The organism is Clostridium hydrogeniformans DSM 21757 (assembly GCF_000686705.1).
Taxonomy (GTDB): domain Bacteria; phylum Bacillota; class Clostridia; order Clostridiales; family Clostridiaceae; genus Clostridium_Z; species Clostridium_Z hydrogeniformans.
This window is the reverse complement of the sequence record NZ_JMLJ01000008.1, coordinates 162,888-179,063: the sequence shown is the minus strand read 5'-3', so window position 1 is coordinate 179,063 and position 16,176 is coordinate 162,888. Positions and strand designations below refer to the sequence as shown.

General features: G+C 28.8%; 18 protein-coding genes and 1 tRNA gene. 4 read left to right on the top strand and 15 right to left on the bottom strand.

The window, feature by feature from the left end; genetic code table 11:
- Positions 1–193: 193 nt before the first annotated feature.
- The 8 genes from BR69_RS20050 to BR69_RS0106070 form a co-directional block, all read right to left on the bottom strand.
- The gene (locus BR69_RS20050; RefSeq protein ID WP_051623512.1) at positions 194–556 is read right to left on the bottom strand and encodes an NUDIX domain-containing protein; all 363 of its coding nucleotides are present in this window, start codon (positions 554–556) and stop codon (positions 194–196) included.
- Between the two features lie 332 nt (positions 557–888).
- Complete coding sequence (locus BR69_RS0106100) at positions 889–2,025, bottom strand: amidohydrolase family protein (protein WP_027632394.1); 1,137 nt, start codon at positions 2,023–2,025, stop codon at positions 889–891.
- On the bottom strand, positions 2,018–2,272 hold the full coding sequence (locus BR69_RS0106095; RefSeq protein WP_027632393.1) for a hypothetical protein: 255 nt from the start codon (positions 2,270–2,272) through the stop codon (positions 2,018–2,020). The genes BR69_RS0106100 and BR69_RS0106095 overlap by 8 nt, the downstream gene beginning before the upstream one ends.
- Before the next feature lie 137 nt (positions 2,273–2,409).
- Complete coding sequence (locus BR69_RS0106090) at positions 2,410–2,907, bottom strand: hypothetical protein (RefSeq protein WP_027632392.1); 498 nt, start codon at positions 2,905–2,907, stop codon at positions 2,410–2,412.
- Positions 2,908–3,173: 266 nt separating this feature from the next.
- Positions 3,174–3,668, bottom strand: a complete 495-nt coding sequence (locus tag BR69_RS0106085) for a hypothetical protein (protein WP_027632391.1) — start codon at positions 3,666–3,668, stop codon at positions 3,174–3,176.
- Positions 3,669–3,879: 211 nt separating this feature from the next.
- Positions 3,880–4,092 (bottom strand): phage integrase SAM-like domain-containing protein, encoded by a 213-nt coding sequence (locus BR69_RS0106080; protein WP_027632390.1) that lies wholly within the window; start codon positions 4,090–4,092, stop codon positions 3,880–3,882.
- Between the two features lie 101 nt (positions 4,093–4,193).
- On the bottom strand, positions 4,194–5,192 hold the full coding sequence (locus tag BR69_RS0106075; protein WP_027632389.1) for a GGGtGRT protein: 999 nt from the start codon (positions 5,190–5,192) through the stop codon (positions 4,194–4,196).
- Positions 5,193–5,215: 23 nt separating this feature from the next.
- Positions 5,216–5,908 (bottom strand): iron-sulfur cluster assembly scaffold protein, encoded by a 693-nt coding sequence (locus tag BR69_RS0106070; RefSeq protein ID WP_027632388.1) that lies wholly within the window; start codon positions 5,906–5,908, stop codon positions 5,216–5,218.
- Between the two features lie 449 nt (positions 5,909–6,357).
- On the opposite strand from BR69_RS0106070, the gene BR69_RS0106065 reads away from it, so the two are divergent.
- Both BR69_RS0106065 and BR69_RS0106060 read left to right on the top strand, forming a co-directional pair.
- Entirely contained in the window at positions 6,358–7,170 is an 813-nt protein-coding gene (locus BR69_RS0106065) for an MBL fold metallo-hydrolase (RefSeq protein WP_027632387.1), read from the top strand.
- A 177-nt stretch (positions 7,171–7,347) separates the two neighbouring features.
- Positions 7,348–7,429, top strand: a tRNA-Leu gene (locus BR69_RS0106060).
- A gap of 339 nt (positions 7,430–7,768) precedes the next feature.
- Here BR69_RS0106060 and BR69_RS0106055 read toward each other — a convergent pair.
- Positions 7,769–8,347: an LOG family protein gene (locus tag BR69_RS0106055; protein ID WP_027632386.1), complete on the bottom strand. Its 579-nt coding sequence runs from the start codon at positions 8,345–8,347 to the stop codon at positions 7,769–7,771.
- Positions 8,348–8,461: 114 nt separating this feature from the next.
- Here BR69_RS0106055 and BR69_RS0106050 point away from each other — a divergent pair, with 114 nt between their 5' ends.
- A complete protein-coding gene (locus BR69_RS0106050; RefSeq protein WP_027632385.1) occupies positions 8,462–9,349 on the top strand; it encodes a LysR family transcriptional regulator in 888 nt (295 codons plus the stop codon).
- 410 nt (positions 9,350–9,759) lie between these two features.
- Positions 9,760–10,488 carry an HAD-IB family hydrolase gene (locus BR69_RS0106040; protein WP_027632384.1) on the top strand — a complete coding sequence of 243 codons (729 nt, stop codon included), beginning with the start codon at positions 9,760–9,762 and terminating at the stop codon, positions 10,486–10,488.
- A gap of 85 nt (positions 10,489–10,573) precedes the next feature.
- Here the strand turns inward: BR69_RS0106040 and BR69_RS0106035 are convergent, their stop codons facing one another.
- From BR69_RS0106035 to BR69_RS22275, 6 genes are all read right to left on the bottom strand, one after another.
- Positions 10,574–11,197, bottom strand: coding sequence for a hypothetical protein (locus BR69_RS0106035; protein WP_027632383.1), 624 nt, complete (start codon positions 11,195–11,197; stop codon positions 10,574–10,576).
- A gap of 243 nt (positions 11,198–11,440) precedes the next feature.
- Positions 11,441–13,231 (bottom strand): aminopeptidase P family protein, encoded by a 1,791-nt coding sequence (locus BR69_RS0106030; protein ID WP_034849436.1) that lies wholly within the window; start codon positions 13,229–13,231, stop codon positions 11,441–11,443.
- Positions 13,232–13,551: 320 nt separating this feature from the next.
- Positions 13,552–14,448, bottom strand: coding sequence for a GNAT family N-acetyltransferase (locus BR69_RS0106025; RefSeq protein WP_027632381.1), 897 nt, complete (start codon positions 14,446–14,448; stop codon positions 13,552–13,554).
- Between the two features lie 258 nt (positions 14,449–14,706).
- Positions 14,707–15,294, bottom strand: coding sequence for an FMN-dependent NADH-azoreductase (locus tag BR69_RS0106020; RefSeq protein ID WP_027632380.1), 588 nt, complete (start codon positions 15,292–15,294; stop codon positions 14,707–14,709).
- Positions 15,295–15,452: 158 nt separating this feature from the next.
- Positions 15,453–15,737 (bottom strand): hypothetical protein, encoded by a 285-nt coding sequence (locus BR69_RS0106015; protein WP_027632379.1) that lies wholly within the window; start codon positions 15,735–15,737, stop codon positions 15,453–15,455.
- A 277-nt stretch (positions 15,738–16,014) separates the two neighbouring features.
- Positions 16,015–16,143: a CPC_1213 family protein gene (locus BR69_RS22275; protein WP_278246084.1), complete on the bottom strand. Its 129-nt coding sequence runs from the start codon at positions 16,141–16,143 to the stop codon at positions 16,015–16,017.
- Between the last annotated feature and the right edge of the window lie 33 nt (positions 16,144–16,176).

Here is a 16,176-nt window from a genome sequence, read left to right as displayed (position 1 = left end):
TACTCATCCCTTCTTTGCATATCTAGTATATAATGTATTAGTCCATTGTAATAACTATGTTTATGTATAGAATAAATATAAACATAGTAGTCTATAACTTAACTATTTTTAAATTATAAATTGCAATAACAAATTGAACTAATTTTTATTTATTACTTAAACACTTGAATTTCTAAGCCGTGTATATATCTATTTACCACCTTCCTACATTAGGATAAGAATTGATTAAATACTCATTAATCCTTTTTCTACTTCCTGGAGAAATTCCTTCCGGAAGATCTTCAACTTTAAAATAATCATATTTTTCAATTTCACTATCTATTTTACCTGTAAAAGTAAAATCATTACATATAAAAACCACAATGCTATCATTTTTATTCTCATAAAAATTATTGTATACACCAAATAATTTTAATTCCTCTAGCTCTCCATCTAATTCTTCCTTAAATTCTCTTCTTACTGCTTCTTCAAAGGTTTCACCTTTTTTAACACCCCTACCGGGTAAATACCAAGACTCTTGATTTTTATAAATTATTCCACATTTTAATTTAACCATATTTTTAATTAATCTTTACGAAGATTGGCAAGGTTTCTTTCTATTTAGTTGTCTATATAAAAATCTATATAGATTTATATTTTTTACCGCTGTATCTCATATGTAAAGTCAGGAAAATAAAAAGGCTGAGCCCCCAATGAATAGGAAAACCTTCATGGCTACTCAGCCGAAAACAAACTTTATTGTTATCTCACATATGTATCATAACCTTTTTGTTATTCAATACTTGTTATAATGAAAATCATTAATCATCTTATGTATCTAACTCTAATCACTCCCCATATCTTCTTAAAACTAATTCTATTATAATAATAACTAATTTCCTTTTTCATTTAAAAAACTAAATCATTTTTTACAATTTCTCCATTTTTAATAATAAGATTTATATTTTTTAAACATTCTAAATTCATTAAAGGATTACCATTAACCACAATTATATCTGCTATTTTATTTTTTTCTATAGTCCCTATTCTATCACTTAAACCTATTACCTCTGAACCATTTTTAGTTAAAGCAATTATTATCTCATTGTTATCTAACCCTGCGTCTTTTAATAATTGTAATTCATATAATGGCATCCCTAACTCAAACCAAGGTAAATCCTCTTCAATAAAATCAGTTCCTATTGCAATTTTTCCCCCAGCCTGTTTGAACCTTACAAGATTATCAATACAAGTATTATAAAATGGTGCAGCATACTTATCGCTAAATGCCTTATATAAATTCATAGTGGGAACCATGTAAATATTTTTCTTAACCATTTTTTCTATAAGTTCATCAGATATTTTATCACACACATTATGAGCTGCTTCATTAATTCCAGCATCAACTAATATTTCTAAATTCTTTGCCTTCGATACATGTGCTGAAACCCAAGCACCTTTATTATGTGCTTCATCGCATATAGCTTTTAATAAATTCTTAGTCAATTTAGGAAGTCCAAAAGTGCTCGGATCATATCCATCTTCTAAAACTGTCTTTATAAGATCACATCCCATATCCAACAGTTCATCTACTTTTTTTATCGCTTCTTCCTCAGTAGAAATTCCTATTGGACCACTTCCTCCATATCCCCCTAATGCTGTAATAAACTTACCAGCAATTATAAGCCTAGGGAATTCATTTGTATTAAGTATTGTCTTTCTTTTTTCTATCACATCTGAAATCTCTAAGGTATCTAATATCCCCATATCTCTTACAGTTGTAACCCCTGAATAAAGCCATTTTCTAATATACCTAGGTTCAGCAAAATTAATATGAACATGAGTATTTATAAATCCTGGTAATACTGTTTTACCCTCCAAATCAATCACTTCACATTCTATATCTTTTATTTGGATTTCTTTATTTTTAATAATTGATGCTATTTTCCCATCCTTAATAGTAACACATGCATTTTTTACTGGCTCTCCTCCTATACCATCTACAAGATAACCGTTAGTTAATATTAAATCAAAATCACTAAACATCCCTTATCCTCCATGAATTTATCATAATAATTATCAAATCTTCTCTTAGCTTTGTTCTAATATCCTCAATTACATACTCTAATAATATAATTTCGAATGGATATATCCAATAACAAAATATGTATGATTTTAATTTATAGTTAGAAGTAGTGAATAATAGATAATTAAACATTATTTTATGACCACTATTTAGCTCTATATCCAATATCATTGTACAATTATACCATTTAACAGTAAGTTTTTCCATTTATTCAAAATCCTAAAAATTACTAATCATAGCAAAAAATAAAAAGGCTGAGTAACAAATGAACGGAATCCCCCTCATTGATGCTCAGCCTAAACTAAACTTTATTGTTATTTCATGTTTTATATCAAATTCATTAATTACTTCTTAGTTAACATATCATAACTTAGAGACTTTTCATCAATAAAAGTTTGGAGTGCATCTATCATATTGCTATCTACAAAATAACTATTTTCTTTATTACCATAACCATCAAATGCAACCTTACTTTCTTTATTAATAGCAATTTGAGCTATTACTATCGTCCCCATATTATAATCAAAATTTGCTTCATTTTTACCTTTAGGAAATTCATTGAAATTTATAATAATATTCTTTGATGTTTTTTCATTTGCTTCTTTGTCTGTTCTTTTCCACTCATTTAAAGATAATATTTTCATCAGTTCTGGGATATCTTTTTTTAGTATATACTTGTCACTGCTTACAACATAACAATAAGCCATACCGTCATTAGGCTGGTTTGAAAGCAATTCAATAAAAGCATCTGGTTCATTTTTTATTTTTGCTTTGTTAAAAACTACACTGAAAACAATTAAAACAATACATAAAATAAATAAAATATACTTTTTCTTACTCAATCCTTTGCCTCCTTAATAACTTTATTCTTATAATATTTTACTTACGTAATTACTAATCTAACAAGCACTCCAAATATTGTATAGATTCATTACCACACTTAGGGCATGGTAGTTTAGTTACTTCATCAAAACATTCTATCATTCCAATATTTTCCTTGCATCAACTACAGAAAATACTATTTTAAAAAACTTGTCCTTCATCATAAGTTATTTCTATTATAGGCTTTTCATACAATCTAGCGCATCTTTTGAAATAAGACAAATCTCTAGTAAACTTTAAATTTATCTAACTTAGAATGTAAATCAGTCAATAATTTTTTATTAAGCAAAGGAAAAATTGGTGCAAATATAATTATGCATTCTTTATCGTCTGCATCTAAATATTCAACTATTAGAAAGTTTCTTATATACTCTTTTTTCTTTTTTACACCCCAATCAAAAAGTTCTAGCATGACAATTCTTGATAATGTTATATCTTCTTTAATTTCCTTTTCTGACTTAAAGTATATATCTTTCAACCTATTGTAATTTATTTCTAATTTATATATAGAGTTATTGGTTTCTATTAATACTTTATTATCATATACTACGAACTTCATAGAAACTCCCTCAGATAATCTATTCCATCCTCCAGCATATGTCACTGAGTATATCCCAACATTTCCATATCTTTTTTTCTCTTGATTTTTTACTACAATCCAACCTACCATAACAAATATTATAAATAAAATCCCTACTCCAGTTAATATCCAACAAAACATATAACAAACCCCTCATATAACATTTCACACCACATACAATACCATATTTACATATATATTACAATATTTTATACTAATTCATATTTTTATCTGTGGGTCAAAATTAACTCTACTTAGAGCATAAGAAAAAAGAAGAGGAAAGTAATTTTAAAATAATATAATATAGTTTTCAAATCTCTTGTATACGTGTAAACTGTCATTTCTCCAACATCTAGATTTTTTTGCAATAAGCTATAAAGTCATTTACTGTACTTTTATTAATATCTTTAATTGAGGTATCTTTGTCTAAAAACTTAATTATGCTTTTACAAGGTTCTTCATAATGTTTAATTGTTTCAGATCTTAAATTTCTAACCCTAAAACTCTCTAAAGATTCCTCAAATCCTTCACTAAACATCTTGTCATTAGTATTTAGTATTTTCATTTTCTAAGCATTCATCCCCTATAAAAGAACATAAAAAACACACACATTTAACTAAATTAATAGTAAATAATGTGTGTGTAAAACGTGTATTTTAATTTTTATTACTTTGAAGCTTCTTCTATAGCAACAGCTACAGCAACAGTTGCCCCAACCATTGGGTTATTACCCATTCCTATAAGTCCCATCATCTCAACGTGAGCTGGAACTGAGGATGATCCTGCAAACTGTGCATCAGAGTGCATTCTTCCCATAGTATCTGTCATACCATAAGAAGCTGGACCTGCTGCCATGTTGTCTGGGTGAAGAGTTCTTCCAGTACCACCACCTGATGCCACTGAGAAGTATTTCTTACCTGCTTCTATACATTCCTTCTTATAAGTACCTGCAACTGGATGTTGGAATCTTGTTGGGTTTGTAGAGTTTCCTGTTATAGAAACATCAACTCCCTCATGATGCATTATAGCAACACCTTCTCTAACATCATCTGCTCCATAGCATTTAACCTTTGCTCTTGGTCCTTTAGAATATGGAACTTCTCTTACTATTTCAAGGTTTCCTGTATAGTAATCAAACTTAGTTTGAACATAAGTAAATCCATTGATTCTTGATATTATTTGAGCTGCATCTTTTCCAAGACCATTTAATATTACTCTTAATGGTTCTTTTCTAACCTTGTTAGCTTTTTCTGCTATTTTTATAGCTCCTTCTGCTGCTGCGAAAGATTCGTGTCCAGCAAGGAAAGCAAAACATTTAGTTTCTTCTCTTAAAAGCATAGCTCCTAGGTTTCCGTGTCCAAGACCAACCTTTCTATCATCTGCAACAGATCCTGGTATACAGAAAGCTTGAAGTCCTTCTCCTAAAACCTCTGCAGCTTCTGCAGCTTTTGTACATCCTTTTTTAAGTGCTATAGCAGCTCCTAAAATATATGCCCAACAAGCATTTTCAAATGCTATTGTTTGTGTACTTTTTACTATATTATAAACATCTATACCCTTTTCTTCACATAAAGCTCTAGCCTCTTCTAAAGAAGCTATTCCATACTTTTCTAAGACAGGTGTAATTTGATTTATTCTTCTTTCATAACTTTCAAATAGTGCCATGTTAGATTCCTCCTTACAAATAATTATTCATGTCTTGGGTCTACAACCTTTACAGCTTCATCAAATCTTCCGTATTGTCCTGTAGCCTTTTCTAAAGCTTCATTAGCTTCCATTCCCTTACCTACGAATTCCATCATCTTTCCAAGGTGAACAAACTTATATCCTATTATTTGATCTTCCTCATCTAAAGCTACCTTTGTTACATAACCCTCAGCCATTTCTAAGTATCTAGGTCCCTTAGCTAAAGTTCCGTACATTGTACCAACTTGGCTTCTTAGACCCTTTCCTAAGTCCTCTAATCCTGCTCCTATAGGTAGTCCACCTTCTGAGAATGCAGTTTGAGTTCTTCCATAAACTATTTGCAGGAATAGTTCTCTCATAGCTGTATTTATAGCATCACAAACTAAGTCTGTGTTTAAAGCTTCTAATATTGTCTTTCCTGGTAATATTTCAGATGCCATTGCAGCTGAATGAGTCATACCTGAACAACCTATAGTTTCTACTAAGGCCTCTTGTATTACTCCGTCCTTTACATTTAAAGTTAATTTACAAGCTCCTTGTTGAGGTGCACACCAGCCTACTCCGTGAGTTAATCCTGATATATCCTTTACTTCCTTAGCTTGTACCCATTTTCCTTCTTGAGGAATTGGTGCTGATCCATGATTTGGTCCCTTTGCAATAGAGCACATGTTTGAAACTTCAGTACTGTAAATCATGTTTTATTCTCCTCCCTATACAACTAATATGGCTTATTACCAAATACCTTTGTAGGCTACCCTTTTATTTTTTATATATATAATTAATTTTTTAACTAATTTATTAAAATAAATAGGGATATATTTCGTCCCACATGGTCAAAATACAGCCTAACAATATTTATTGTAGCAAATTTATCTAATGGCCACAATAGTTTTTTATGATTTTTCATGATTTCTTTTCATATTATACCTTATTTATCTTGTAAAACCTTAATTTTCAGTTTTTTTATTAATCTAAAATATAACTATTCTACTTTACTTAAATTTCATTGTAAAATATAATTTAGAATATGATAAATTACCCTTTATAATAAATAATTTCTAATTCAAGTTAAATTTCATGATACTACCCAATTGTTTTTATATACCTATAAAAACTCTTAAATATAACTTTTGGAGGTTTAATTATGGACAAGATACATATATTAGGTACTGGTAATGCGATGGTTACTAAATGTTATAACACCTGCTTTACTCTATCACATAATGAAGAACACTTTCTTGTAGATACTGGTGGAGGGAATGGAATACTTTCTAACCTTGAAAAATTAAATATAAGCATTAACAACATACATAATCTTTTTATATCCCATTGTCATAATGATCATATTAACGGTATAACTTGGATAATACGTAGTGTAGCTCAAGGAGTTTTAAGAGGAAACTATGAGGGAAACTTAAATATATATTGTCATAAATCTGTGGGGGAAACCATAAGAACTATATGCTCCTTAATACTTCAGAACAAATTTAATAGTGTTTTAGATAAAAGGATATTATTTCATTATATAGAGCATGGGGATTCCCTATGTATATTAGATAGCAAAGTCACCTTCTTTGATATAAACAGCAAGAAAGAACTCCAATATGGATTCACTTTAAAAGATGAGGCTGGTATGACCTTAACCTTTTTAGGGGATGAACCCTATAGAGATGATGTTTATGAATATTGTTATAATAAAGACTATATTCTTCATGAGGCCTTCTGCCTATATAGTGAAAGAGATACCTTTAAGCCTTATGAAAAACACCATGCAACGGTTAAGGATGCCTGTGTAAATGGTGAAATACTAAAAGCTAAAAATATAATTCTATATCATACAGAAGATAAAAATATTTTAAATAGAAAGCATCTATATTCTAAAGAAGGAAAAGAATTTTTCTCTGGTAATATATTTGTTCCAGATGACTTAGATGAAATTCCTCTAAACTCTAAATAAACTTTTAAAAGATAAAGCTTTTACTTAAAATATAATTCTATGATAAAGCATTTAAAAGCTACGAGTTATATTCTTAGCTTTTAAGTACAATGTTCTATATATCCCTATACTCCATAATTTATCCATAAACACTATTGAAACTTTAAAAAATCTATGATATTATTAACAAGTAACCAAGCCGATGTGGCGGAACGGCAGACGCATTCGACTCAAAATCGAACGGGAAACCATGTGGGTTCGAATCCCACCATCGGCACCAAAATATCAAAAAGTCACCTTAATCATGAAAATATTATTTTCTAGTTAAGGTGACTTTTCTATATTATAATTCAATATAAATTTATATTTTTAAGCTACTATTACCCAAAATGATATTCCTTTTATTTCCAGGGAAATTTTTATATAATTTTATGTCTTCACTATCCATAGGATACAATCTTAATATCACTTCTAGATATATTAGAATATTTTTAGGCACCTCTAAGTTTAGTCATTGAAGCAATAAACTCATTTACTTTTAAATAAAATATCACATTATCAACACCATTTTAATAGATAAATAATTAAAACTTATAAATTACTTTAGAAATAAGTTATTCTAACCTAACTGATTCCATTTCTTCTCCATTACTGGTGGAACATAGTTTTTCATTTTTTCTATTAATATTAATGGTTCATTAGCTGATAATAGAAGTTTCATATTTGATTCCTTCATAAAGCCTTCACTACATGCTGTCTTAAGTATATTTATAAAGTCATTAAAGAAACCTTCTATGTTTAGTACGCCTATTGGTTTTTCATGGATTCCAAGTTGTGCCCAGCTAAGTACCTCAAATAATTCCTCAAAGGTTCCCAGTCCTCCTGGGAGAGCTATAAATCCATCTGAAAGTTCAGCCATAGTTTTTTTCCTCTCATGCATATCTTTAACTTCAATAAGCTTAGTTAGATTCTTATGAACCATTTCTCCTGAAAATAAACCTTTAGGCATAACCCCTATTACTTTTCCATTATTACTTAGAACTTCATTTGCTACCTCTCCCATAAGCCCTATTCTAGATCCACCATAAACTAGTTCAATATTATTCTTAGCCATTTCCCTTCCAAGTAATTTAGCTATTTTTTTATATTCCTCACGTCCACCTAAATTAGATCCTGAATAAACGCATATTCTTTTCATTAAATATCCCTCCTATGCTTTCATCTGTTGATTCCCTGTCCTGAAATAATTATAATTAACATAATGATATAAGTAAAATTAATATCTAATATAGGAGGTATACTAAAATTTTATATGTATATTAATCTTGAACTTTACAGGACTTTTTATATTACTGCAAAACTCGGAAGTGTTTCTAAAGCCTCTAAGGAGCTTTTCACTTCCCAACCAGCTGTTAGCCACTCTATAAAATCATTAGAGGAAAAATTAGGAGGACAGTTATTTTATAGAACTCCTCGAGGTGTTTCCCTTACCCTAGAAGGCAAGGTGTTATTTGAATACATAGAAAAAGGATATGGAATTATTCAAAATGGAGAGAGAAAATTTAAGGAACTTAAAAATCTTACCTTTGGTGAGGTGAGAATAGCTGCTTGTGATGCAGCATGTAAGTATTTTCTTATTAATTACTTAAAAATATATAATAGGCTTTATCCTAATATAAGGATTAATATTACCAATGAATCTTCCTATAAAATCCTTGAATTATTAGAATGGGGTGAAATAGATATAGGTATATTAAATATGGATATTAATAAAAACAAGCCCCTTAATATTATAAAAACAATAGATCTACAGGATTGTTTCGTGGTTAATGAAAAATATAAAAATTTAGCTAGTAAATCCATTTCTTTACCTGAACTAGTTTCTAGTTGCCCTATTCTTCTCTTAGAAAAAGGTGGTAACTCTAGGCACCGCATAGATGCATATTTCTCTACTCAAGGGGTAATACCATCCCCTGAAATAGAATTAAGTACTGTAGAACTTCTGGTTGAATTTTCTAAAATAGGCTTAGGAGCTGCTTGCGTAGTAAAGGACTATATTAATAATGAATTAGAATCTAAGGAATTATATGAGATTAAACTTAAAGATCCTATTCCTAAAAGAGTTATAGGAGTTGCAACTAAAAAAGGAATCTCTATGTCCTCAGCTGCTGAAAAATTTATAGAGGTTATTGAAAATTAACCTCTTTCTATAGATATTACTATATTTGAAACTTTAATTATTAACCTTTAGAAATTCTCTTATAAAGAAAATTTCATAAGACTATCTTATTTTGTATAAATTCTGCTTACTTTGTAGACAATTACAAATGAGGTGTTTATATGAATAAAAATAAAGCAGGAGTTTTTTCTATGGAATCAATAGTAGTTATATTTATACTAGAATTACTTATTATAATACTCTCCTTAATAGTTGGATAATGCATAATTTTTAAGATTTATATAGTTAAAATATGCTATCCTTAATTGTTAATTACCTATATTCCTTTAGCTATTTTATACTATTTCTTTATCCTATATTTTTTATCACTCTTGAAATCATATGGTAAGAAGTGATACAATAGCATATAAAAAACTAAGGAGGTAAATATTATGGGGAACACAGCAGCTTTTTTTGATATTGATGGAACAATATATAGAGAAGGATTAATAACTGAAGTTTTTAAGAAAATAATAAAATATGAATTAGTAGATGAAGTTAAATGGTATAGAGAAGTTAAGCCTGCCTTTGTTAAATGGGATAAACGTCAAGGTGATTATGATACTTATCTACTGAAAATGGTAGATATCTATATAGAAGCTATAAAGGGTATAAATAAATATCATATAGACTATATTGCTAAAAAGGTAATAGAACAAAAGGGAGATAGGGTATATACCTTTACTAGAGAAAGAATTAAATGGCACAAAGAGCAAGGTCATGCTGTAATCGCCATATCTGGCTCTCCAATAGAATTAGTAAGAGAGATGTCTGCAAAATACAATATGGATGATTATAGAGGATCCATATACCTTTTAGATAAAGAGAATAACTATACTGGAGATATAATTCCTATGTGGGATTCTGAAAGTAAAGAAAAAGCAATAAAAGAGTTGTCAGAAAAATATAATATAGATCTTTCAAAAAGCTATGCCTATGGGGATACTTCAGGAGACTTTACCATGTTTAAATCTGTCGGAATACCTTATTGTATAAATCCTACTAAAGAATTATTAGCAAAAGTAATGGAAAATGATGAGGTAAGAGAAAAAATTAAGGTTGTAGTAGAAAGAAAAGATGTAACCTATAATTTAGATATAAATACAATTCAGTTTATATAATGAATTTTTTCGTAATATATTAGGGAAGGTAGTATAAAAATACTACCTTCCCTAATTTGTTATTTATAATATAACTAATTACTTTTTACTTTATGTTTTTAAACTCCTTACTAGGAATTAGTTGAACTAAAGTATCATACTCACTTGGTTCTAAATATATATATCTTACCTCTTCATCTAATTGAAATTTAACAAGAAGCTGATTTTTATTTAAAACATCAAGATTTATCTCTTGTATGTCCATTATACTATATTCTGAGCCTCCAAAAAAAGCTCTATCTGAAAACTTACTGTCTCCTAGCTTATCATGCTCTTTTAAGTCATTATAAACTTGCTCAAAAGTAGCAAAGTAGCTAATATCAATCATTGGAATTTCAATTATATTAAAATCCTCTTCTATGTCTTTAGATACTATTTTTAACCTATTATCCTTAACCCACCATAGGGTATTAATATCCGTTAAACTTATATCTTTATAATAAAATTCCACAATTTTAAGGATTTTAGCTTCTTTTGGTATGCCATAACTTATCCTGTTTTCTTCTCTTTCTTTAATTTCCTTAGCTTTTTTTTCTGCTTTAAATTTCTTTAATCCCTTATATATGGCTATGATAACTACTAACCAAATAAATATTCTTATATTTATAAGTGCTGTTAAAAGTAATATTATTCCTAGTTCAATTAAAAAAACATTATTTTTTTCCTTCATAGGTTTCTCCCTTCATTAGTTATTTTCCACTTATTTAATATAACATTTAGTTTATGATTAAATCAAATTTAGTTTTTCATCTATTATTTAATTTGTAAAACATTGTATCATAAATTCAAAAATAAAAATAAACACTATGAGCATTACTAAATTTCTATAATACTCATAGTGTTTTTATAATATTTTCTTAATCTTTAATTTGATTCTAAAAATAATGCCCTTCTATTATTTAACCTTTTAAAGTTAAATACTTCTTGTTGCTTCCTTTAACCAATTCTTTTCTTCTTCCTCTAAAATTGGGCTAAGGACGTCATAAACCTCTTTATGGTAGTTATTTAACCATAGTATTTCATCCTGGGACAATAAGTCTTTATTTATAACATCTAACTCTATAGGACAATAAGTTATGGTGTTAAATCTTAAGAATGTTCCATAATCATTTTCTTCAACTTTTTCAATTACATGAAGGTTTTCTGTTCTAATACCATGTTTTCCATCCTTATAAATTCCTGGCTCATTGGTTAAAATCATCCCTTCTTCAAGGGTAATTGAACTTTGCTCTTTTCTTATTCCTTGAGGACCTTCATGAATATTTAAAAAGAATCCTACTCCATGGCCTGTTCCACATCTATAGTCTAATCCTTTTTCCCAAATAGGTCCCCTAGCTAATATATCTAAGCTGTGTCCTGTAGCACCTCTTAAAAATACAGCTTTAGCTAAAGCAATGTGTCCTTTTAAAACTAAGGTAAAGTCTTCTCTTTGCTCCTCTGTAATATCTCCAAGGCTTATAGTTCTTGTAATATCTGTAGTTCCATCTAAGTATTGTCCACCAGAATCTATTAAATAGAAACCTCTTGGAGAAAGCTTAGCATTACTTTCTTCCTTGGCTTTGTAGTGAAGCATAGCAGCATTGTCTTCATAAGCTGATATACTATCAAAACTTATGCCCTTAAAGTCATCTTCTTCACTTCTAAACTTTTCTAATTTATCTGATGCACTAATTTCAGTTATTTCTTCTTTTCCTATAGTATTTTTTAGCCAATATATAAATCTAACCATTGCTCTACCATCTTTTATATGGCATTTTATAAAGTTCTCTATCTCCACTTTATTTTTTATAGCCTTAAAATCAGTAGTTACATTTCTTTCTTCTACTATATTAGATTCTTTATTTATAGCATCAAATATAGATACATTTGTCTTCTCTCCATCTAAATAGAAAGACTCCTTGGAATCTAAAACTTTTAAATCTTCAAATACTTCATCATAAGGTTTTACTGCAATTCCATCCTTATTTAAAATACTTTCTAATTCTTTTGAAACCTTACACTTATCTACATATAACGCTGTTTCTTCTAATCCTATTACTAGATAACTTAAGAATACAGGGTTGTGTCTTACATCATTTCCTCTAAGATTAGTTACCCAAGCTATATCATCTAGAGAACTTATAACATAGTTAGAAACCCTTTTCTCTTCCATTACTTTTCTTATTCTCTCTAGCTTACTAACCCTAGATTCTCCAGAATACTTTATATCAAAATCAAAAATTTCATCACAAGGAATAGTTGGCCTTCCTTCCCAGATATCATCTATTAAGTCTGATACTGCTCTTACTTCTATCCCTAATGGATTTAGGTCCTTACATAAGTTTTTGTATTGGCTTAAGGAAAATACCAATCCATTAAATCCTACTGTCTCTCCCTTTTCTAAGGATTCCTTTATCCAAGTAGTATAAGATATTACCCCTGGATTTCCCATTTTAAAAAGCTTAACTTCTGTACCATTAATTTCTCTACTAGCCTGAAGATGATATCTTCCATCTGTCCATAATCCTGCTTCTTTTAAAGTTACTACTAAAGTCCCTGCTGAACCTGTAAATCCTGACATAAATTCTCTAGACTTAAAATAATCTCCTACGTATTCACTTTGGTGATTGTCACTGCTAGGAATTATAAATGCAGAAAGATTCTCTTTTTTCATAAGATCTCTTAACTTACTTATTCTTTCATTAATCACAAAACCATCTCCCATCTTAAATATCTAGACCCTATTTATATAATATATCTATTATAATTAATTATCAAACCCCTTAATCTATAATTTATATAATTGAAAAAAATAAGAGTTATTTAAATAATATACAAAAAACTTTGGGTATAAATTACCATTTTAATATTTCTATGATAATTTCTTTATATCACTGAACTAACATACTCATATTAATTTATGATACTAAATAATTTTTAGGTGATAAAATCTATATTTATAAAAGTTAAGAAGAATTGTTTATCCTATTATCCTTAACTTTTATTAGTACACTCTAATAATCTTACTAAAGCCCTATTACCTCATCACTCTTTTAACAACTTAATATTTTCTCTATTTATTTTATAATAAGACAATGTCTTTTCTATGTTAAATCCTAAAGACTTATATAAATAAAAAGCTTTATTATCTATAGAAGTAGTAAGCCTTATATTTTCTAAATTTTTCTTAGAAAATAGCCAATCAACTCCTAAGGATAACAGCTTCTTCCCTATTCCTTTTCCTCTTAATTCCTCTTTAACTCCTATAAACTCTACAATACCTTCCTTAAATTTTTCCTTATACTCTACACAAATATATCCTCTTAAAACCTCATCTTTTAATACAAAAATCTTCTTATTTTCATTTAACCTATTAATAATATCTTTTCCACTATAATAAGAATCCTTAAAAAAACTTTCATGAAGTTTTATAAAATCATCATAATCCTCTTTTTCTAATTCTCTTTCCTTTCCATTGTCCATTATCTTAAAATCTTCTTTGCTTAAGGACATATAATATATATCTTGTAAATGTTCTCCTAGTAACATCCCACTTAAGTCTTTGCACATTATGTTCTCTTTATTAAAATACATATTTATTCTTTTAATAGACAATGGTAAAATTTTGTTTATCTCAATAAAAAGCCTTTTTTCCATTCCTTTATAGTTATTACCCTCTATAAATGGTCCTAAAGCCTCTCCTACTCCTTTTTCCTCATCAATATCTATTCCTAAAGTTCCTGCTAATTTATTATTTTCATAAGCCAAAATAAAAGCTTTCTCCATATCTTCTTCTGTAAAATCTTCTCTTAAGCTCTCTTCTATTTCTATAGTCTCCTCCCCTAGATAGCCTATATTCTTTTCTGGATGTTTATTTATATTTCCTATAAATTTACTTAAGTCCTTTATTAAATTTTTATCACCTTTAATAAAGCTAATCATTATATCATCCCCCTATTACTAATTAAAATCTAATAATTGACATATTATAGCTCATTAAAGTAATTATTCCATATTTTATAATTATAGTAAAGTAAAGGCAAACTCATCCTACATAATGTCCTCTTATTGTATAGGTACATCTTATAGGATATAGTTTACCTTCCTGTTTATTTAGATCTCTTATAGAGTTTTAAAATTAATTTATACTTCTGCCTAAAGCAAGATACGTCAAGGATATTTCTAACTTTTCTATTACTTTTAAAAATCTTTTAATAAATTATATAGCTTCTCTATGTTTTCCTCTAAAAGTTCCTTAGGGCTTTGATTATCCCTTCCTGCCCCTTCTGCTAAAAGCTCAGCATAATCCTCTATTCCCATAAATTTAAGGATTGCCTTCATAAATGTTGTATCAAAAGCATACTCATCTGAAGGTGGAACTGAATAATATCCCCCTCTTGTAACAACAATTAGTGCTTTCTTACCACTTAAAAGCCCTACTGGTATTCCATCTCTATATTCAAAAGTTATCCCACTAGCTATTATATGATCTATATAAGCTTTTAAAATAGAAGGAACACTTAAATTCCACATTGGAAATGCAAATATGTATTTATCATAAGAGGAAAACTCCTTAGCTTTCTCCATTATGACTCCCTCATATCTACCATAATCCTCTACTGCTTCTTTAGAAAGATGTGGTACCTTCTCCTTATATAAATCTAAATTCACTATAATATCCTCTGGATTTAACTTTTTATATTCCTCTACAAACTTATTACTTAAGGTTAAGGTATAAGACTCTTCATGATTCTTAGGTGTCGCCATTACATATAAAACTTTACTCATATTTACCCCTCTTTTCCCTATGACATTTAGTATTAACTATTATGATATAATATTACAACTTCTTAATATGAAACTCAATAATAGGGATAAAGTATATTCCTTAATATATAAATATTTACATAAAATATTCCCAAAAGCCTGTAATTACATAATATAAACTACTTTCTATTTGCCCCATTATTTAAATATACTAAAAGATCATGGGTAAAATTTGATCCCCTTGATATTATTATCCCTGTGAATAATATTCCTATGGTAAATTTCATATTTATTCCTATTATTGCCATTATATCTATTCCTGTGGTGTAAGCTACTAAAATTCCTATAAGCAAAGCTCCTAACTTATCTATAGAAAAATGTCCTTCCTGCCATACCATTTTTAATGTTTCCCATGTTCCTTCCACTAATAAAGCTAAAGCAAATATTTGAAAAAATTTCTCCACCTTAAATCCCCCTTTATTTATATAATTACTTTCGTATATTTAAGTGATTCTAACTTTTCATCTTATGGCTATAAGCTTTAACACCCACATCTTCTAAAAGGTGGGGATAACAGTTGCCACATAACTAGATGAGTCTATCTAACATTCGGTGGAAAGAACACCATCTGAATGTTAGATTCCTTCTATTTTAGCTTCACTTTATATATGTTTATTAAGGTTTTTAATATTTAATGCATAAAAATAGGTTATCTAGAATTAATTCTAGATAACCTATTTTTTACTCATGAGCCTTTGGTTCTCCAAACACTGCTCTTACACTCTCTGCTTGAGGGTCATGTTTAATTTTTTTCTTTTTAAATCTTCCATCTTCTTTTCTATTATTTTTTGTATCTCTCATTTTAGTCATATATTTCACCCCTCTTTTCAGTATTAGTGTGTT